The organism is Pseudohongiella spirulinae (genome assembly GCF_001444425.1).
GTDB lineage: Bacteria > Pseudomonadota > Gammaproteobacteria > Pseudomonadales > Pseudohongiellaceae > Pseudohongiella > Pseudohongiella spirulinae.
Genome location: NZ_CP013189.1, coordinates 1,561,530 through 1,579,844, shown reverse-complemented (window position 1 = coordinate 1,579,844; position 18,315 = coordinate 1,561,530). Strand labels below are relative to the sequence as shown.

The 18,315-nt window shown below is 50.6% G+C and carries 20 protein-coding genes; 6 read left to right on the top strand and 14 right to left on the bottom strand.

All coding sequences use genetic code 11. The features are described 5' to 3' along the window. Nucleotides 1–39 precede the first annotated feature (39 nt). Nucleotides 40–927 (top strand): DUF6502 family protein, encoded by an 888-nt coding sequence (locus PS2015_RS07115; protein ID WP_058021564.1) that lies wholly within the window; start codon nucleotides 40–42, stop codon nucleotides 925–927. Further along, nucleotides 920–1,798 carry a hypothetical protein gene (locus PS2015_RS07110; protein ID WP_058021563.1) on the top strand — a complete coding sequence of 293 codons (879 nt, stop codon included), beginning with the start codon at nucleotides 920–922 and terminating at the stop codon, nucleotides 1,796–1,798. Before PS2015_RS07115 ends, PS2015_RS07110 begins: the two co-directional genes overlap by 8 nt. Before the next feature lie 5 nt (nucleotides 1,799–1,803). On the opposite strand, the gene PS2015_RS07105 is transcribed toward PS2015_RS07110, so the two are convergent. Continuing rightward, a complete protein-coding gene (locus tag PS2015_RS07105; protein WP_058021562.1) occupies nucleotides 1,804–2,583 on the bottom strand; it encodes a transporter in 780 nt (259 codons plus the stop codon). A 16-nt stretch (nucleotides 2,584–2,599) separates the two neighbouring features. After that, a complete protein-coding gene (gene msrB, locus PS2015_RS07100) occupies nucleotides 2,600–2,995 on the bottom strand; it encodes a peptide-methionine (R)-S-oxide reductase MsrB (protein ID WP_058021561.1) in 396 nt (131 codons plus the stop codon). A 135-nt stretch (nucleotides 2,996–3,130) separates the two neighbouring features. Between msrB and PS2015_RS07095 the strand changes: the two genes are divergently transcribed. Continuing rightward, nucleotides 3,131–4,345, top strand: a complete 1,215-nt coding sequence (locus tag PS2015_RS07095; protein ID WP_335338271.1) for a pyridoxal phosphate-dependent aminotransferase — start codon at nucleotides 3,131–3,133, stop codon at nucleotides 4,343–4,345. Here PS2015_RS07095 and PS2015_RS07090 read toward each other — a convergent pair whose 3' ends face one another. From PS2015_RS07090 to PS2015_RS07050, 9 genes are read right to left on the bottom strand one after another with little or no spacing between them, the layout of a single operon-like run. Then, on the bottom strand, nucleotides 4,346–5,500 hold the full coding sequence (locus PS2015_RS07090; protein ID WP_058021559.1) for a 4-phosphoerythronate dehydrogenase: 1,155 nt from the start codon (nucleotides 5,498–5,500) through the stop codon (nucleotides 4,346–4,348). After that, nucleotides 5,497–6,408 (bottom strand): 5'-3' exonuclease, encoded by a 912-nt coding sequence (locus PS2015_RS07085; protein ID WP_058021558.1) that lies wholly within the window; start codon nucleotides 6,406–6,408, stop codon nucleotides 5,497–5,499. Before PS2015_RS07085 ends, PS2015_RS07090 begins: the two co-directional genes overlap by 4 nt. Beyond that, complete coding sequence (gene tusA, locus PS2015_RS07080) at nucleotides 6,405–6,647, bottom strand: sulfurtransferase TusA (protein ID WP_058021557.1); 243 nt, start codon at nucleotides 6,645–6,647, stop codon at nucleotides 6,405–6,407. Before tusA ends, PS2015_RS07085 begins: the two co-directional genes overlap by 4 nt. Nucleotides 6,648–6,668: 21 nt before the next feature. Beyond that, nucleotides 6,669–6,878 carry a YheU family protein gene (locus PS2015_RS07075; protein WP_058021556.1) on the bottom strand — a complete coding sequence of 70 codons (210 nt, stop codon included), beginning with the start codon at nucleotides 6,876–6,878 and terminating at the stop codon, nucleotides 6,669–6,671. Between the two features lie 2 nt (nucleotides 6,879–6,880). Further along, complete coding sequence (gene ttcA, locus PS2015_RS07070; protein ID WP_082628216.1) at nucleotides 6,881–7,744, bottom strand: tRNA 2-thiocytidine(32) synthetase TtcA; 864 nt, start codon at nucleotides 7,742–7,744, stop codon at nucleotides 6,881–6,883. Between the two features lie 11 nt (nucleotides 7,745–7,755). Next, nucleotides 7,756–9,897 carry a fatty acid oxidation complex subunit alpha FadB gene (fadB, locus tag PS2015_RS07065; RefSeq protein WP_058021555.1) on the bottom strand — a complete coding sequence of 714 codons (2,142 nt, stop codon included), beginning with the start codon at nucleotides 9,895–9,897 and terminating at the stop codon, nucleotides 7,756–7,758. Nucleotides 9,898–9,936: 39 nt separating this feature from the next. Beyond that, a complete protein-coding gene (rfbB, locus tag PS2015_RS07060; protein ID WP_335338270.1) occupies nucleotides 9,937–10,998 on the bottom strand; it encodes a dTDP-glucose 4,6-dehydratase in 1,062 nt (353 codons plus the stop codon). A gap of 51 nt (nucleotides 10,999–11,049) precedes the next feature. Next, the gene (locus PS2015_RS07055; protein WP_058021554.1) at nucleotides 11,050–12,159 is read right to left on the bottom strand and encodes a glycosyltransferase family 9 protein; all 1,110 of its coding nucleotides are present in this window, start codon (nucleotides 12,157–12,159) and stop codon (nucleotides 11,050–11,052) included. 11 nt (nucleotides 12,160–12,170) lie between these two features. Continuing rightward, entirely contained in the window at nucleotides 12,171–13,811 is a 1,641-nt protein-coding gene (locus PS2015_RS07050) for an adenylate/guanylate cyclase domain-containing protein (RefSeq protein WP_237113404.1), read from the bottom strand. A gap of 411 nt (nucleotides 13,812–14,222) precedes the next feature. Between PS2015_RS07050 and PS2015_RS07045 the strand changes: the two genes are divergently transcribed. From PS2015_RS07045 to PS2015_RS07035, 3 genes are read left to right on the top strand one after another with little or no spacing between them, the layout of a single operon-like run. Beyond that, nucleotides 14,223–14,861 carry a methylamine utilization protein gene (locus PS2015_RS07045; RefSeq protein ID WP_156412680.1) on the top strand — a complete coding sequence of 213 codons (639 nt, stop codon included), beginning with the start codon at nucleotides 14,223–14,225 and terminating at the stop codon, nucleotides 14,859–14,861. Continuing rightward, a complete protein-coding gene (locus PS2015_RS07040; protein WP_058021551.1) occupies nucleotides 14,858–15,736 on the top strand; it encodes a DUF3034 family protein in 879 nt (292 codons plus the stop codon). Before PS2015_RS07045 ends, PS2015_RS07040 begins: the two co-directional genes overlap by 4 nt. A gap of 47 nt (nucleotides 15,737–15,783) precedes the next feature. Then, the gene (locus PS2015_RS07035) at nucleotides 15,784–16,155 is read left to right on the top strand and encodes a group I truncated hemoglobin (protein WP_237113403.1); all 372 of its coding nucleotides are present in this window, start codon (nucleotides 15,784–15,786) and stop codon (nucleotides 16,153–16,155) included. Here the strand turns inward: PS2015_RS07035 and PS2015_RS16025 are convergent. From PS2015_RS16025 to PS2015_RS07020, 3 genes are all read right to left on the bottom strand, one after another. Further along, a complete protein-coding gene (locus PS2015_RS16025; protein WP_169792280.1) occupies nucleotides 16,152–16,583 on the bottom strand; it encodes a regulatory protein RecX in 432 nt (143 codons plus the stop codon). The two genes, PS2015_RS07035 and PS2015_RS16025, sit on opposite strands and share 4 nt — an antisense overlap. 46 nt (nucleotides 16,584–16,629) lie before the next feature. Continuing rightward, nucleotides 16,630–17,688: a recombinase RecA gene (gene recA / locus PS2015_RS07025; protein WP_058021548.1), complete on the bottom strand. Its 1,059-nt coding sequence runs from the start codon at nucleotides 17,686–17,688 to the stop codon at nucleotides 16,630–16,632. Nucleotides 17,689–17,770: 82 nt separating this feature from the next. After that, on the bottom strand, nucleotides 17,771–18,298 hold the full coding sequence (locus tag PS2015_RS07020; protein ID WP_058021547.1) for a CinA family protein: 528 nt from the start codon (nucleotides 18,296–18,298) through the stop codon (nucleotides 17,771–17,773). Nucleotides 18,299–18,315: the final 17 nt, after the last annotated feature.

Below are 18,315 nucleotides of genomic sequence, written 5' to 3'. Positions count from 1 at the left end.
AAGTGGGATTCAAATAGTTGTGGGAACAATTCCCACCTGATGTATACTGAAACCATGGACAAGCAAACCATCGACCAGAGTAAAGAGCAGACAATGGGTCAGCCACCACCCAGGCTGCTTGCTGCCATCGTTAAGGTTTTGAGACCACTGGTTCGACTAATGCTATCCTTTCAGATCACCTACCCCATGTTGATCAACGTATTAAAGCGGCTTTATGTAGAAGTCGCTGAGCAGGAATTCTCTGTCCACGGCAAACGACAGTCTGACAGCCGAATCACCATGCTCACCGGAGTGCACCGAAAAGACGTCAAACGTCTTAGGGAAGAAAAGCAACCTCTGACATCTGTTCCGGCAAACATATCCGTAGGTGCCCAACTGATCGCAATCTGGACAGGATCCGACAGATACTGCGACGCAGGCGGACATCCAGTCGCATTACCAATGACTTCAGGAGACAATACACCATCCTTCGAAGAGTTGGTGGAACGCGTTTGTCGAAAGGATATACGGCCACGAGTCATTCTTGACGAATGGTTGCGTCTGGGGGTCGCTCAGGTTAATACCGACGACCGCATCAGCCTCAACACCGGTGCTTTCACGCCAGAAAAAGGATTTGATGAAAAAGCCTTCTTTTTTGGCAAATCCCTGCACGATCATATCAGTGCTGGCACGCACAACCTGCTGGGGAAACAGCCCCCGTTCTTTGACCGGACTGTTTATTATGATCAACTGAGCGCCGAATCCGTTGAAGAAATCTCAGATCTCGCCCGTCAGCTCGGCATGGAGGCCCTGCTCAAGGTCAACCACCGCGCCCTGACTCTGCAGCAGCGCGACCAGGGCGATAATGCAAATTATCGTATGAATTTCGGCATATTCCATTACAATGATCTGCACGACCAGAAGGTCGGGGACGGAGATCATGCCTAAAGCCATTCTTGCATTGCGACAATACCCGATTGCACTTCTGGTTGCAGCGGCCATGTTCCTGTGCAGTCTCATCATTGCTACGCAGAGTCTGGGCCTGATCCGCGGCGGCGGTGGTGACGACCAGGGTAGCGGCATGGGCGGCACGGGCAAATCCGGCAGCTTTGGTGATAGCGGGTTCGGCGGCACTGGCGGCCCGGTACCTTATCTGGGAGACAGCAGCCAACAGGAAGTCCAACAGGGTGACAGCGTAGATGGCCCGCAGGCGGAATGGCCCGCCCCCTGGTTTCCGCGTGAACTCGAAACGGCAGACATTCCTGAAGAAATGCAGCCCCTGATTGAACTGCAAAGGAATCCTCCTGTCGATCCGTTTACTCAGCCAGCAATGCCTGTCGCTACTGATAGTGATGCACTACGCATCCAGGATTTGGCGAACGACAACCTCATCGCGCCGGAAACCCGCCGAATAATAGAGCTGGCGAACCGTCAGGACAGTACCATGATAGAAGAAGCATCGCTCGAAATTCAGGCCACCATACCTGAGATGCCTCCGCTTGTGGAGACTCTGACCGAGTCTCTGGCCCAGCAGAATCAACGGCCTGCAACCGAATCTGTCGATGCTGAATACTTGAATCATGAGCCTGAGCAGAATGATCTGCCGCCTCTGAGTGTTCCAGAGCTGGCGAACAGCCCGGATACTGACGGGATGAATGAACCGGAAGGCCAACAAGCGCCCGACCAGACAAACGAAGAACTGCGGCGCGATACTCCCGAGCGCATCAGTCGGCCAGAATTACCTCCTTTTCAGCGCATGCGGCCTGCTGTGGACAGGGCCTCAATCAAACCGCCGCGCCCTCAGCCCATGCGAATCTGAGCACCTTACCAGCGCAATCCGAGCTGCATACCTGCTGCCCGGTCTGCGCTGTCGTCGGTAAAACCTTTGACCGCATACAACATCAGGCTCCAACGATCACTCAATCTCCAGTTCACATACGGCACCCACTCCCGGGTTGCACCACTAAAATCAGATACGGCCTGCTGGTAGTCATAAAAAAAACCGACCTGAGTAGAGTCAGTCAGCGGTATCGAGGCACCTGCCGACAGCAGCCAGGAATTGCGAAGTTGCGGGAAAAATTCCGATGACTGCCTGTACTTCCATGCTGCGGTGCCAAACAAAGTAATATTGCCAACCGTCTGAAAGAAATCCAGCTGCATGCTGCTATCCACTTTGCCCGTACCCAGCCCCCTGTTCTCATCGGCCGTCGGAATTTTGATTTCAACACCGATATCGAAAAAAGGCAGTCGATTCGAGATCGTCGGCACTTCGTAAGTCAGATTCAGCAGCACATCGCCAGCGCCGGACTCTGATCCTGCCCCTTCCCCGGCGCGACCGATATTGCCCACGTTAACCAGTACATTCCCTGGGCCGGCTATCTCCACCCGGGACAGTGTCGCTTTCGCACGCCACGGACCTGACGAAACTTCATGTGATACCGGCGAATAACGAATTCGTGTGGCTTGTTGTTCACCATAAGTGCCGCGACTGTAATAGATGCCAGCCGAAGTGGTATGAGACAAGCTGGATTCGTCTGACTCCGCGGCATAAGCCACCGTTGACACCCAGGGCGCAATGACCAGGCCAAAGACAAAGCGAATCATCCGCCCCCTGATCAACTCAACGAGCCTGCAGGTTCAATGCAGCTGAATTTATGCAGTATCGAAGACCTGTAGGCGGCGGCCCATCGGGGAATACATGCCCCAAATGCGCCTCACAGTTGCCGCACAGGATTTCAGTCCTGACCATACCAAGGCTGATATCCTGCTGTTCTTTGACCGCAGACTCGGTAACAGGCTGAAAATAACTGGGCCAGCCCGAGCCAGAATCATATTTGGTATCCGAGTCAAATAAAGCCTGCTGACAAACAACACAATGATAGACACCTGGCGTTTTGCAATCCCAATACTTACCGGTAAAGGCCGGCTCGGTTCCACAGTCGCAGACAATGCGGTAAGTTTCCTCGTCCAACGATTGCTTGAGTGCGTCTCTATTCTCCGACACTTTCTGACTCATAGTTTTATCACCTGCTAAAAATTATCTGCATAATCACATTCAATCAGCGCGTTGGGCAAAGCGCCCCTATCATTTTTCTGATGTCAGTTTACAATATCCGCCATTATCGCACACCCCGGATACCTGACTATGGATATGATTGGACAATCGGAGAAGCTGGCCAAAGTTTGTTACGACATTCGGGGCCCCGTCCTGGAAGTTGCCAAACAGCTTGAGGAAGAAGGCAATCGAATTCTTAAGCTGAATATTGGCAACCCGGCCCCCTTCGGATTTGAAGCGCCTGACGAGATCATTCAGGATGTAATCCGCAATCTTTCCAACGCGCAGGGCTACAGCGACTCCAAAGGACTCTTTTCAGCCCGCAAGGCCATTATGCAGGAATGCCAGAAAATCGGCATAGACGGGGTTGATATCGACGACATCTACCTTGGCAACGGCGTCAGTGAACTGATCGTCATGTCCATGCAGGCCTTGTTGAACAACAATGATGAAGTTCTGGTACCCGCTCCTGACTACCCGCTGTGGACTGCTGCTGTCAGTTTGGCAGGTGGTAATCCGGTGCATTATATCTGTGATGAACAAAGCGACTGGTATCCGGATATCGACGATATCGAGAAGAAAATTACCTCGCGGACCCGCGCGCTCGTGCTGATCAACCCTAATAATCCAACCGGAGCAGTTTACAGTCCGGAATTATTGATGGAATTGATACGGGTCGCCAGAAAGCATCAGCTGATCTTATTTGCTGACGAAATTTACAGCAAGATCCTGTACGATGATGCCGTGCATACTCCGATCGCCTCGCTGTGCGATGATCTGTTTATTGTGACTTTCAACGGACTGTCAAAATCTTACCGCCTGGCAGGTTTTCGCTCCGGGTGGATGATTCTCAGTGGCGCCCGGGAACGGGCTGCCGGCTACATTGAAGGCCTGGAAATACTTTCCAACATGCGCCTTTGCGCCAATGTACCTGCGCAATATGCCGTACAGACCGCCCTGGGCGGCTATCAGAGTATTAACGAGCTGATCATCCCCGGAGGCCGGCTTCGCGATCAGCGTGACACTGCCTATAATGCGCTCACGCAAATCCCAGGTGTTTCTTGTGTTAAACCCAAAGGCGCCATATACATGTTCCCGCGACTGGATCCATCACGTTACAACATCGTTGATGATCAGCAGTTTATTCTGGAGCTATTGGAACGGGAGAAAATTCTGTTGGTACAAGGCAGCGCGTTTAATATTCAGGATACACATCATTTACGTATCGTATTTTTGCCAACTGTCGATGTCCTGCAACAGGCCGTCACGAAGTTTGAGAAATTCCTGGCGAAATGGTCACGCCTCTATTAATCAGGCCTGCAGTACGAATCCCGCTGAATGTAACCAGGACGCCACCTGTGGTGTCACAGCGGCAGCCTGGACATGACATGCTGAAAACTCGCGGCGCTCTGCCAACTGCTTTCTGAGCTTGTCAAATACCTTACCTTGCGACACTTTTTCTGGATCCGCCTTCTTATTCGCTCTGCGAAACGATTGTGTCAAGTTAGACAGCGACAAACACTGGTTAATCAGTTCCGCAAATATCTGCTGATCGGTCTGTTGCAACTCTGTGTGCGTTATATCCTGCACCAGCCGCGGCAAATGCGCCGGTGAGCCGACAAATGAATTATCCAACGCGAAAGCCTGGCACAGCGCATCTACAATACAGCGACTAGCTGCAAGTTTTGCCTCAACGCTGTATCCCGCTATATGCGGTGTGCCCACAAAAACCTGTTCCAGCAATTCAGAATCGGGCGAGGGTTCATTCTCCCAGACATCCAGCATGGCCAAAAAGGAGTCATGGCACCGCAAGTGTTGCAAGAGCTGCGCATTATTGACGACTTCACCGCGCCCTGCATTAATGAGCACGGCATCTTTACGCATGTTTGCCAGCCGCTCTTTGTTGATCATATAACGGGTAGGATGTTTGCCATTTTCGACCAGGGGAGTATGCAGGCAGACAATGTCAGCCTGCAGAGCATCATGCAGTGAGACATAGTCAAGCTGTTTTAAAAGCTGTTGATGCGGGTCACAGGCAACACACTTCATTCCCATATTGTGCAGTCGCTGACCGAGTGCGGAACCAACATGCCCCGCACCCACAATAGCGATAGTCTTCTGCCATACGTCCACATCATGGGTACGAATCAGCTCCGCAAGACAGGCAATAACATACTCCGCTACCGAATTGGCATTTGATCCGGCGGCATCCGCAACCTTAATGCCTTTGGATGCAAGCCATTCCAGATCCAGATGATCAGTACCACTGGTAGCAGTCCCGACAAATCTGACCCGGCTATCCCGGAGCAACTCACGATCAACCCGCGTAATAGACCGCACCAACAAAGCATCTGCATCTTTGACATGCGCAGGACTAATTTCTCGACCTGCTACGAGGTGCAACTCGTGATGATCCATTTTCCAGGTATCGATAGCCAGAATATTCTGATCTGCCACTATCTTCATAAAGATGCCTGACTCACCAGACTATTATAAGTATATTCGTCCAGTTCCATGTCCCGCAGCAATTCACGAAACGCAGTGTCATTCCCGGACTCCAGCAGCAAGTGTTCGGCACTCAGGGCTGCGAATGGCTCGTCAGCCGTATCGCATATGCGGGCCAGTGTCCGGCTAAGAAGCGCCTGCTCTTCGTATTGCTGCAGTTTATCACCACACCTTCCCGCACCGCGAAATTTCAGGTTCGGGATTTCACTCAGACGACCATACAGATCATCCAGGTTGACAAAGTGTGATAACAGACTCCTTGCTGTCACCGGCCCAATGCCCGGGACGCCGGGAATACAGTCCACAGCATCTCCTACCAACCCCAGATAGCAAGGAAACTGCTCTGGCCAAATCCCGTACTGCTCAAAAATATCGACCCGCGACCGGGACATGCGGGATTGCATATCGACCAGGCGATCACTCTCATTGCTGAGTAACTGAGCCAGATCCTTGTCGCGACTGACAATTTTTACTGCTGACGGGCCGGCAACGCGTCGCTTGAGTGTACCTATAATGTCATCCGCTTCATACGCCTGGCTGGCAAACGATTTGGCCCCAAGCACGTTGCAGAGTTGTTGGCAGGCTTTTAACTGCAGTGACAGATTCTCGTCGGGCAATACCCGGTTGGATTTGTAGTCCTGGTACAACTGATGCCTGAATCCACTAAACAGGCTTTCATCAAACGCTACTGCAACCGAAGAATTTTTTGACTCCTGTCTGATGCTATGCAGTAGTCTCAACAGAAATCGAGAAAACCCCACAAAAGCGCTACGATCGTGTCCCGTAATTGAAAAAGACTGCTGATAAGGTGAGAAATGCGCTTGAAACACATAAATCGAGGCATCTATCAGATACAACGATTCCTTCATTCACATTTTCTCAGGAGATAGTGAAATTCACCCTCTGACTCGGTCTGACGGAGCAGCTCGTGACCTAGAAACTGACAGAATCTGGGTACATCACGCGTCGTCGACGGGTCAGTGGCAATCAGCTCAAGCACCTGTCCTCCCGACATGTCTCTGAAATGACTGTGCAACATCATTACCGGTTCGGGACAAAAAAGTCCCCTGGCATCTACACTGACGTCGACACTGATCGACTCGGACATCCGATTCATCTCTCCTGCGTTCTATTTTGTAACAGCCACGATATTACAGGTGCTGCTCTCGACATCAAAATCGATCTCGGCATCTCCGCATTTCAGTTGCCTGCGTACGTGACTGACTTTTTCTTCCAGAGTGTACTCATGCTGGCCATAATCAGTACCTTCACGAGATACGAACTCCTCTATAAGTGCGGTCAGCGTCTCATCCGCCAATGACTGCCAAGGGATGCGCATACTCAGGCGACATTCACGACATTGATACGAGTTTTATCGCTGACTTCCTGTTTAAGATCCCGGAACGGAAAAAGCTTGGTATCCGCCAGCTGTGAAGGTTCAACATTACAGATGCTTCTGAATATATTATCAATCCGCCCTGGCCACTTTTTCTCCCAGCCCTGAAGCATAGCCTTCATTTCCTGGCGCTGCATGTTGTCCTGGGTGCCGCAGAGATTGCAGGGGATTATGGGAAACCCCCTGAGCCTGGCATAACGCTCAATGTCTTTTTCGGCCACGTAAGCAAGTGGCCGAATAACAATGTTTTGCTTGTCATCACTTAGCAGCTTGGGTGGCATTGCCTTGAGTTTCGCGCCAAAAAACATATTCAGGAACAATGTTTCCACAATATCGTCACGGTGGTGTCCGAGCGCGATTTTATTAGCTCCTATCTGCCGCGCGTAGCTATACAGGTTGCCTCTTCTCAGGCGTGAACACAACCCACAGTAAGTTTTGCCTTCCGGAGTCTTCTCCTTGACGATGGAAAACGTATCCTGTTCGATAATGAAATAATCAACACCCAGTTTATCCAGGTAGTCAGGTAACACGTGTTCCGGGAATCCCGGCTGTTTCTGGTCAAGGTTGACAACCTTTATCCGGAAATCAATCGGGGCATGTTTCTGAAGGTGCAGCAATACATCCAGCATTGTGTAGGAGTCTTTTCCACCACTCAGACAGACCATGATGAGGTCGCCATCTTCAATCATATTGTAGTCGGCAATAGCCCGACCAACATCACGCCGCAGACTCTTGCGTGCCCGATTCAGCTTTTTGTCTGACGATTTATCCTCCGCAGAGGGCGATGCATTACTGAATAATACGTCCACAACAACCAATCTCAATAAAATGTTTTGTCGGCTGCGGCCATTTCTCGCAAGCCAGCCGTGGGATGATACAAGGCGCCCAGATCGGCATACTTATCAGCCATGGCACAGAATTCGGGCAAGCCGTAATTATCAATATAGCGCAACGCACCGCCCCTGAAACGGGGGTAACCCAGCCCCAGAAGCAGACCCATATCAACTTCGGCCGCAGAACTGACGATATTGTCCTCCAGACAACGCACGGCTTCCAGACACAGAGCAAGCATCATTCGTTCGCGTATTTCATCATCGCTGAAAGTTCTCAGGGAGACCTGCAAGGGCCTTAATTGATCCAGTATCGATTCGTCAAATTGTTTGACCGGACGTCCGCTAGCGTTCGCCTCATACTGATAGAACCCTTTGCCGTTTTTCTGTCCATAGCTGCCGGCCTCATAGAGATGATCGACAGCCGTTCGAAAGCTGTACTTCATGCGATCAGGGAATCCCTCTGCCATGACCTTCATGCAATGCGACGCTGTGTCTATGCCCACCACATCCAGCAAATAGGCAGGACCCATAGGCCAGCCAAATTGTTCCATCACACGATCAATGTCCCGAAAATCCGCGCCTTCGCTAAGGAGCTGACAGAAAGCACCAAAATAAGGAAACAGGATACGATTGACCAAAAAGCCGGGGCAGTCATTAACGACAATCGGCGTTTTACCGAGTTTCTGGGCATAGGCCACCGTATTTGCAATGGCATGTTTGCCTGTTTTTTGACCCCGGATAACTTCGACCAATGGCATTAATGGCACCGGATTAAAAAAGTGCATGCCACAGAAATTTTCAGGCCTTTGCAGATCCTCTGCCAGGCGAGTGATTGAGATAGTGGAGGTATTTGAAGTCAGCACCGTTTCTGGGCGCACAACGTTTTCAACTTCTGCAAGCACAGCTTTTTTGACCGCAACATTCTCAACCACAGCCTCTACAACAAAATCTACCTGCTTGAATTGATCATAATCCAGCGTTGCAGAAATTGACGTCAAGACACGATCCGCGGCTTCCTGACTCATTCGGCCCCTTTCAACCTGTTTGCGCAGTAGTTTGCCCGCTTCACCCAACCCAAGATCCAGGCCTTGTTGCGCTATATCTTTCATAACAATAGGCACACCGCGCAACGCGGATTGGTAAGCAATGCCGCCGCCCATAATGCCGGCGCCCATCACGGCGCTCTGCTGAATTTTACCAGCATCGGCCGATTGCTTTTTCGCCACAGATTTAAGGAACTGTTCATTGAGGAACAGCTGCACCAGATTACCGGCCACCTGCCCTCTGGCCAACGCCACAAACGCCTCATTCTCAAGCTTGAGCGCCGCAGCCCTCGATTTATCAGCTGCCTGCCACATGGCATCTACCGCGGTCGGTGCGGCTGGATAATGAGGCCCTGCATCTTTGTTTGTGCGAGCCAATCCAGCCGAGAATACTTTTTCAATACTGGCGGGACTCATCGCCAGCGCGCCGGTTTTCTGGGCGCGACGCTCTGTCATATCCAGCTCACCGCTCAACGCCTGTTGCACAAGATCTTCAGCAGCCTCTTCCAGCACGTCAGCCGACACGACACTGTCGACTATCCCCTGCTCAAGTGCCTGCCCGGCGCTCAGCGGTCGACCTGTCCTGATCAGGTCTATGGCATTATCCGCGTTCATGAGACGCGGAGCTCTCACCGTCCCACCAAATCCCGGGCATATACCCAGGTTCACCTCCGGGAAGCCAAGCATGGCCTGCTCTACAGCGACCCGGAAATCAGTTGCCAGGCAAACCTCCAGACCACCACCCAGCGCCATACCATTAATCGCTGATACAGTCGGGATGGGCAGATCCTCGAGTGCATTAAAGATCCGGTTGGTTTTATCTGCCCAATCCAGGAGTTCAGCCTCAGACAGTTTAAATTTAGCTGTAAATTCCTTTATATCGGCGCCAACCACATATGAGGATTTGGCACTGACACAGATAAGACCTTTTACATCGCTCGCCGCTATCGCAGTCACCGCCTGAGCCAGCTCGCTCAGCATCAATTCATTAAAAACATTGACTGCCGAACCAGGCAAATCGAAGCAGAGCCGGGCTATACCTGACTCCAGTCGTGATACCTGTATGGCTGAGCCTTGATAAATCATGAGAAATCCTCTGGTCGGGTCGTCAATTAAAAACCTGCATTATACGTGATCGATCTCGCCTTCGCCGAGTCGTGTCAGTTGATAATTCCCATTTAGCACACGTTGCCACCACACCCGATTATCCAGATACCACTGGACAGTTTTCCGCAAACCCGTTGCAAATGTTTCCTCGGGAGCCCAACCCAATTCATTTTGCATTTTACTGGCATCAATTGCATATCGTTTGTCGTGGCCAGGGCGATCTTTGACAAATCTGATCAAGTTTTCGTGGGGTACAACGGGCGATTCCGGATGCATTTCATCGAGCAGGCTGCAGATAGCCTTTACGACGTCGATATTCTGCTTTTCATTGTGGCCGCCAATATTGTAGGTATCCCCAACCCGCCCCTTGCGCATAACCAGATATAGTGCCCGGGCGTGATCGTCTACATACAGCCAGTCGCGGACCTGACGACCGTCGCCGTAAACTGGCAGGGGCTTGCCGTGAATTGCATTGAGAATAATATGGGGAATCAACTTCTCGGGGAAATGATAAGGCCCATAGTTATTTGAGCAATTGGTTACCACCGCCGGCAAACCGTAGGTGCGACTCCAGGCCCTGACAAGATGGTCCGAGCTGGCTTTGCTGGCTGAGTATGGGGAACTGGGCGCATAGGGAGTCGTCTCCACAAACAACGACTCCGGACCATCCAGATCGCCATAGACCTCATCGGTCGAGATATGGTGAAAGCGGAAATCGGACTGATCCCTATCCGAAAGCGTTTGCCAATATGCGCGACAGGCCTCTAAAAGCGTGTATGTGCCGACGATATTGGTTTCGATAAACGCCGCAGGCCCATCAATCGATCGGTCCACATGACTCTCGGCAGCAAGATGCATGACGGCATGCGGCCTGAATTCACTAAACAGCCCATCAACAGCCTGTCGGTCACAAATGTCCGCTTTAGCAAACTGGTAATTTCTATGCTGGCTGACGCTCTGCAGAGAATCGAGATTGCCTGCATAGGTCAACTTGTCGACGTTAAGAACCTGATCCTCTGTGTTGTTGAGAATATACCTGACAACAGCGGAACCGATAAAACCCGCCCCACCGGTTACCATAATACGTTTAATATCAGCCACCTGACTCACTCCTTGACAGTTTTTTTCAAATCAGCGATTGCCATATAGATCCACCAACTCGGTATAGACTTTCCGGGGAGAAATACCTCTCAGGCAGCCGTATCCAATCGCGCAGTGATGTCGACTGCAGTCAGGACGGCATACTGTCTTGTTGCTCAAAACCCGGGTTTTCTTCCCTAATGGCCGCCAGATCTCGATCTCGGTTGGCCCAAAGATTACCACACCTGGCACGCCCAGCGCAGAACCAAGGTGAGATGGTCCGCTGTCATTTCCAACCATCAACTGGCACTGAACAATCAGACCGGCGAGCCGGGAAAGATCAAACTGTCCGCTCAGATTATAGCAATCGGCGGAATCAGGGAGATTGCTGATAATACTCGAATTGGTCTCTTCGTCATCAGCACCATGACCGATCAGAAAAACTATAAACCCCCCATCGAGAAGATCCCTGCACAAATCGGAATAATGGGAAACAGGCCACTTTTTATAGAGTTTACCGGCTCCGGCATGGACAACCACCTTGGGCCTGGGATCCGCCAGGGGAGCGGAGAGCACCGATGGCAATTTGCTCAAGTCAGCTCTGGGTTTTACACCAAAACTGATATACGCATGGTCTGACGGAACCGGAAGTTGTAACTTTTCAAAGATTTCTCTGAATACATACCAGATGGAGCGCTCCCCAGCCGGACGCTGAGCACGCTCTACCTGTAATCTAACATCAAAGCCAGAGCCGGAGCGAGACGCGGCACTGTTGACCTTTCGTTTCGCACCCGATAACCGGGTCAGTCTTACAGACACTGAATCTTCTTCGAGGTGAAAGGCAAGATCAGCCTGGAAGTTGCGAATACTCCACACACAAGCAAACCATTTTTGCACCCTCGAAAGTATGCTTCCATTTTGCAGGGCAGCCCTTGGATAGAAAATCAGCTGCGTATTCCCGGAAAGTGGCACCATCGCGAGTAACGATTGAAACTGCTGATCAACCACAAGAAGCAGTTGCGCATTGTTGTTTTCACACCATTCTGAAAGAGTTTGAATGAACTGCCCGGCCAACAGCAAATTCCCCAGATACTTCGTTGGATTAATCAGGGCAATCCGGCTTGAGGTTGCTGAATCAAAATATGAAACGCTGTGAGTCATTGCCTGCTTATCTACAAAATGTCTTGGTGAGCATAGACACCGTTCCAGTCAGCTGGAGGCAATCCATTTAATCTCTGGATACGGCTAATGAATACATCCACAATGGCCTCTTTGTCATCACGATTCAGTCTCTCGAAAATATCAAGCGCAGCATCCCAATAACCTGACCTGTAATATCCAAGCGCTTCATGAAAGCTTTCAATACGCACCAGATCTTCATCACTGACATCCGTGCGCAGCCCTGCAAGTTCATAAAGAGTCACTGCTGATTCTCGTCCCTTGACTTTTACCCAATCGACCTCACGCCAGACAAACAGGGACTCAGCGGAACCCAGCGTGTGTTTAGAGTCTGCACTGACCAGTGCGCCGACTTTGTAAGTGCGCGTCATAGATTCAATTCTGGCTGCCAGATTAACCGCATCACCAATTACTGTGTAATTAAGTCTTGAAGACGAACCGGTATTGCCGGCTACCACTTTTCCAGAATGTACTCCGACCCTCAGGTCCAGATTAACCCTCTGCTCTGTAAGCAACCTATTGATCAGGGGCAGACTGGCCCGTATTTCAGCCGCCGTTTTAACCGCATTCAGACAATCATCCGGATATTCAATGGGAGCACCAAAAACCGCCATTACCCCATCTCCAGTAAATTTATCAACGACGCCATTGTTTTTTTCGATAATTTGGCAAAGTTTTTCAAGACAAGTGTTGAGGATTGACAACACTTGCTCGGGGGGCAATTTTTCACTGAGATTTGTAAAACCTGTTATATCTGCGAAAAGTATACTGACCACTCTCTCTTCTCCGCCAAGCTCAGGCTTCTTCCGCAACAACTCGTTTGCTACGCGATCTGAAACAACTTTTCCCAACAGGTCACGTACCTTTTCTTTCTCAGCGAGACCTCTTGACATATTTTCGACTGCAACAGCAAGACTCCCTAACTCATCCCCGCTTGTCACCACTGGCAAAGACTGATGACTCCCATAGTCACCACGTTGTATCTGCACAACCCGATCTGCGATACGCATTATAGGTTTTGAGAAACTGCGAGCCAGCAATATTACTGCAACAAGGCAGAGGCAGATAACCGCGATGGCGAAATCCAATAAACGCTGTCTTAGTACTGCAAGATTTTCCTCATTCTCGCGATAGGAGCGCTGAATAACCGCATAGACCCGATCATCCCCAATATCGTCAGCGTTGATCTGCCGGAATCGGGTGCCATAAGTTTCGCCTTGCAGAGCAATACGCTGGGTCTCAGTCGAGTCACTGAGATCCAGCTGCACTGACAATTCTTGCTGAACCTGATTTGACGCAAAACTCGAGGCGACGACACTCGTCGTCCTGGCACCAGATTCCTGCAGTTGCGACTGGATGATTGAAATATCTGAGGCAGTACTTTGTTCTATCAGGGAGACAAAGTTATTGTCCAGCGGGAATCCGGCGAAAATCCAGGCCACTGGTGTGGGCAAAAAAAGCGGGCTGACCGTTATCAGATAAGGCATACTACCAACCATCAGTACACCGTCGGCCAAACCATCGGGATGAAGTACTGCCTGATTGACGACAGCGCGCCAGGGGCCGGTCAGTGAATTAAAACCCTGATTCTCTGTATCAACAATAACCTCACCTTGCATATCTGCAATTAACATCAGACCAGCCGCACCATTGGAGCGATCCAGCAGATTACGAGCCGCGTCAAGTATAGTCTCTGTATCAGCGGCTCCAAATGCATTTCGGAACCCCCAATCTCGTGTGAGAGCACTACTGATAGTCAGTAGCGTATTGCTGTGCTCTGCCAGATTAAAGTCAAAAACCTGAACGCCAATATCCAGATATGAGTTGATTGTCTGGTCGGTGTACTTGATATTTTCTCGTGCCACAAACCAGTAAATCACACTCAGGGTGGGCAGCAAAAATATCAGCATAAGCAAGATGAAACGTGACTGGATACTCGGAAACCGCATATTGTTGCTGCAAAGGTGTCGATAGTGGTTGAATCTGACGCCCAAGATAGGCAGTATTTTACGGTATTACAATGCCAATAATCATGAGTTTTGATAATGCCTGCTAATTCAATGATTTTGATGCCCCCGTTGGTGCTGCTATCGGTATCAACAAGTGTTATTGCGCAACAGGATTTTCGTTTTATTGACGGAAACGGCGAACCTGTGGCGGGGCTGGTCATTGAACTCCACGATGAAGAGGCTACTGAAGTAAGCGGAGGTATCAGCATTATTGATCAGATCAACCGCACCTTTGTTCCCATGATCAGGGCGATTAACCCTGGACAATCAGTCAGCTTTCCGAATAGTGACAATGTTCGCCATCACGTTTATTCTTTTTCTGAAATAAAACAATTCTCTACACCGCTTTACGCCAATGAGAACATCGATCCGGTCACGTTTGAGCAGCCCGGCATTGCTGTTCTGGGCTGTAATATTCACGACAGCATGGTCGCTTATGTGTACGTTTCGTCCTGGGCAACCTGGTATCAGACTGACGAGCATGGAAAAGTCAGCGTCACAATTCCGCAACATATCAATGAAGTGCACCTCTGGCACCCGTGGCTTCAGACTACAGATAACCGCCAGGTTATCAACTCCACAGACCTGAATGGCCAGGATGTGACGATCCAACTTGACATACAAAGTCCGCAACAAACTTTAGGCTTTCGTGCTCTTCGTCAGGATGCACCGTGAATACCGGGAAATCCTTGTCTCTTCTTGTTATCTTGATTTGTGTGCTGTTGTTTTCGTCTTCGGCATCAGCAAGCAGATCAGGTGAACATAGTGCAACTACCCGCCAGGGCAAGATCCTGGGAACAGGCGCTGTCAGCAGCCTGTCAGGAGCAAGCGGTGGCGGGCTTTTTCCCTGGGCAACTATTGGGACCTACGCCAGCTCAGGACAGAAAGGCCTGAACCTGTTTAAAACAAGCGTATGGCTCGATGATTACAGATTGACAGTCGATGGTGCCGCCATCGCGATCGGAGACAGATTTGAGCTGGCTTATGCCAACCAATCTTTCAGGATCAAAAATACTGGGGCGGAGATACAACAGGACAAATTCACCGCCAGCTATAAAATTCTGGGGGACCTGCTTTATGGCTCTGCCCCACAGATCACACTTAGTTTTGAGCACGGTGCGTTGGCCGACAACCAAATCGCCTCCTCTGTCGGAGCTCGTGATGACACCGGCACAGATTTCCTGTTGAGCGCAGGCAAAGTCTGGCTAGACGGTCTGGCACATCGGACGACGCTACTGAACGTCAACATCAGATATGGAAAGCAGAATCAGTTCGGACTTCTGGGGCATGGAGGTGATGCAGAGTCAGGCAAACTGACTACAGAAATTGCGACAGCCGTTTTCCTCAATCGTAACATAGCGGTAGGCCTGGAATTTCGCCAAAAAAAGGACAACCTGAACGCGATTCGCGAAGAGCATGCCCGCGACCTGTTTGTGGCCTGGTTCATAAACAAGCATGTCTCCGTCACAGGGGCCTGGGTTGATTTGGGGGCTATCGCTGGCGCGAGAGATCAAAGAGGGGTTTATCTATCATTACAGGCAACATTATGATACGAATTGCTTGCTTGTCAGTTTACCTTGGTTTAGTGAGTGCCTGTATGAGTGCTGACTCTGGGCGGACTCTGTATGAGGAACTCGGGGGAAGCTCGGGTATCGAGGAAATTGTCGACCGTTTTATCGTAGAAATCGCGTTTGACAACAGAGTCTTTGAGCGTTTTGCTGACTCCAACGTTGAACGCTTCAGAGAAAAAATTACCGAACACTTCTGTGTACTGGCTAATGGCCCATGTGTTTATACTGGAGATTCAATGATTGACACGCACGCAGGAATGCAAATCAGCGATGCAGAGTTTAACGCAATCGTAGAAAACCTGATCACGGCCATGGATGAATCAGGCTCTCCAATAGCCGCACAAAACAAACTGCTGGCCCGACTGGCAGTATTGAAAGATGAGATCGCGGGCATCTAATCAAGGCCAGGTAATGCAGATATCGCCTTGATATGCTCTGCAGAAAATCCCCTGCTTAACACAAGTCTATTCGTACGCTGCCATTCCGGACTACCAAATTCGGGCCATTCATATATGCGTTTTCGAGCAAGAAATTCTGCCAGTCTCTCGACCCAAAAATCCTCATCAAAGGACTGCAACAACCGATCAATGATGCCGGAAGACAGACCTGACCGCGAGAGCTGATGACGGATGTATAAAGGTCCATATCCGCGAGCAGACTTACTGTAACAATAGGACTCTGCGAACCGCTCGTCGGACAACAACTTGTCGGACTCCAGCTCATTGAGAACCTGATCTATCTCGGACTCTTGACTGTCCGGAAACTTATTCCTCAACTTGCGTTGCAGTTGTAACCTGCTGTGCTCGCGCCGTGCCAGGTAATCCATGGCCCGGCGCCTCAGCTTCAGATAAGTGTCGCGAGCAGCGGAAGTATCAGTCGGCATCCGCTTCGACAGCTTCGGAGTCAGATCCCGCTAACAGCGTATTACCACCCAGCAACTGAGCTCTGATTTTACTTTCAAGCTCCTGTGCAAGATCAGGATTCTCTTCCAGGTAGGTGCCTACATTCTTTTTGCCTTGTCCTATTTTTTCGCCGTTATAGGCATACCAGGCACCTGACTTATCGAGTAGATTCAGTTTTACACCCAGGTCGATGATTTCACCCATACGATAGATCCCCTTACCGTACATGATCTGGAACTCGGTCTGCCGGAAGGGTGGCGCCACCTTGTTCTTGACAACTTTCACCCGAGTTTCGTTACCCACGACCTCGTCACCCTCCTTAATCGAGCCGATTCGGCGAATATCAAGGCGCACAGAGGCATAGAACTTCAGCGCATTACCACCCGTGGTTGTTTCCGGTGAACCGAACATGACACCGATTTTCATACGGATCTGGTTAATAAAAATAACCAGCGTATTGGAATTTTTGATGTTGGCGGTCATTTTACGCAGTGCCTGCGACATGAGCCTGGCCTGAAGCCCCATATGACTATCGCCCATCTCGCCTTCGATTTCTGCTTTCGGTGTCAGGGCTGCCACAGAATCCACTACAACGACATCAACGGCACCCGAGCGGACAATCATATCGCAGATTTCCAGAGCCTGTTCTCCTGTATCTGGCTGACTGACAAGCAAATTTTCAACATCCACGCCGAGATTACCTGCATAGATCGGATCAAGTGCGTGCTCCGCATCAATGAAGGCGCATGTACCCCCGGCTTTCTGGCACTCAGCAATAACCTGCAAAGTAAGAGTCGTTTTACCCGAAGACTCTGGACCATAAATCTCGACGATACGCCCGCGCGGCAATCCACCAACGCCAAGCGCCACATCCAGACCAAGGGATCCGGTTGATATGGCAGGCACAGACTCCTTGCCTTTATCACCCAGGCGCATCATGGAACCCTTGCCGAACTGGCGTTCTATCTGCGCCAATGCAGCACCCAATGCTTTTTCTTTGTTGGGGTCGCGATTATGAGCTTCAGCCATTAGAAATATCCCGTTAATATTTAATTGATGATATACGTGTTAAAGTTATTAAAGCAGAGCGGTACTGTATATTCAACCAGTATTATATATTTTTTATCCGACCGTCCCGCAGCAGACCCTCCAAGCCTTCGAGTGCCGCAATAACAGACTGACGTCGAATGCTCTCCCGGTCGCCTGAAAACAGGAATTCCCGTGCCGCCACTGCCGCAGTCCCGCCATCGCGACGCCACGCCCAGGCCAGCCAGACAGTACCCACAGGCTTACTGACAGAACCTCCTCCCGGACCTGCAATTCCACTACTGGCGATGGCAAAATCCGAGTCTGCAGCCTCCAGAGCACCACGAGCCATCTGCTCAACGGTTTCTCTGCTCACCGCACCGGGAGCCTGATCACCTTCAAGATAGCTGAGTGGTACCTGCAAAAACGCATGTTTCGCACTGTTTGCATAGGTAACAAGTCCGAGATGAAACCAGCCGGAACTACCGGGTATGGCAGTCAGTGCCTGTGCTATCCAGCCTCCGGTACAGGATTCCGCTGTACTTACGCTGGAACCGCGCCGGAGCAGTAAGCTGCCTATGGATTCTGCGAGGGTGCAAATATGAGTGTCCATGGCGCGCAGTCTAGCAT

Excerpts from the sequence above, each read along its gene's own strand:
- PS2015_RS07115 (WP_058021564.1), top strand. The coding sequence starts at position 40 with ATGTATACTGAAACCATGGACAAGCAAACCATCGACCAGAGTAAAGAG.
- PS2015_RS07110 (WP_058021563.1), top strand. The coding sequence starts at position 920 with ATGCCTAAAGCCATTCTTGCATTGCGACAATACCCGATTGCACTTCTG.
- PS2015_RS07105 (WP_058021562.1), bottom strand. The coding sequence starts at position 2,583 with ATGATTCGCTTTGTCTTTGGCCTGGTCATTGCGCCCTGGGTGTCAACG.
- msrB (WP_058021561.1), bottom strand. The coding sequence starts at position 2,995 with ATGAGTCAGAAAGTGTCGGAGAATAGAGACGCACTCAAGCAATCGTTG.
- PS2015_RS07095 (WP_335338271.1), top strand. The coding sequence starts at position 3,131 with ATGATTGGACAATCGGAGAAGCTGGCCAAAGTTTGTTACGACATTCGG.
- PS2015_RS07090 (WP_058021559.1), bottom strand. The coding sequence starts at position 5,500 with ATGAAGATAGTGGCAGATCAGAATATTCTGGCTATCGATACCTGGAAA.
- PS2015_RS07085 (WP_058021558.1), bottom strand. The coding sequence starts at position 6,408 with ATGAAGGAATCGTTGTATCTGATAGATGCCTCGATTTATGTGTTTCAA.
- tusA (WP_058021557.1), bottom strand. The coding sequence starts at position 6,647 with ATGTCCGAGTCGATCAGTGTCGACGTCAGTGTAGATGCCAGGGGACTT.
- PS2015_RS07075 (WP_058021556.1), bottom strand. The coding sequence starts at position 6,878 with ATGCGCATCCCTTGGCAGTCATTGGCGGATGAGACGCTGACCGCACTT.
- fadB (WP_058021555.1), bottom strand. The coding sequence starts at position 9,897 with ATGATTTATCAAGGCTCAGCCATACAGGTATCACGACTGGAGTCAGGT.
- rfbB (WP_335338270.1), bottom strand. The coding sequence starts at position 10,998 with ATGGTAACCGGTGGGGCGGGTTTTATCGGTTCCGCTGTTGTCAGGTAT.
- PS2015_RS07055 (WP_058021554.1), bottom strand. The coding sequence starts at position 12,159 with ATGACTCACAGCGTTTCATATTTTGATTCAGCAACCTCAAGCCGGATT.
- PS2015_RS07050 (WP_237113404.1), bottom strand. The coding sequence starts at position 13,811 with ATGTTAATTGCAGATATGCAAGGTGAGGTTATTGTTGATACAGAGAAT.
- PS2015_RS07045 (WP_156412680.1), top strand. The coding sequence starts at position 14,223 with ATGCCTGCTAATTCAATGATTTTGATGCCCCCGTTGGTGCTGCTATCG.
- PS2015_RS07035 (WP_237113403.1), top strand. The coding sequence starts at position 15,784 with ATGAGTGCTGACTCTGGGCGGACTCTGTATGAGGAACTCGGGGGAAGC.
- PS2015_RS16025 (WP_169792280.1), bottom strand. The coding sequence starts at position 16,583 with ATGGATTACCTGGCACGGCGCGAGCACAGCAGGTTACAACTGCAACGC.
- recA (WP_058021548.1), bottom strand. The coding sequence starts at position 17,688 with ATGGCTGAAGCTCATAATCGCGACCCCAACAAAGAAAAAGCATTGGGT.
- PS2015_RS07020 (WP_058021547.1), bottom strand. The coding sequence starts at position 18,298 with ATGGACACTCATATTTGCACCCTCGCAGAATCCATAGGCAGCTTACTG.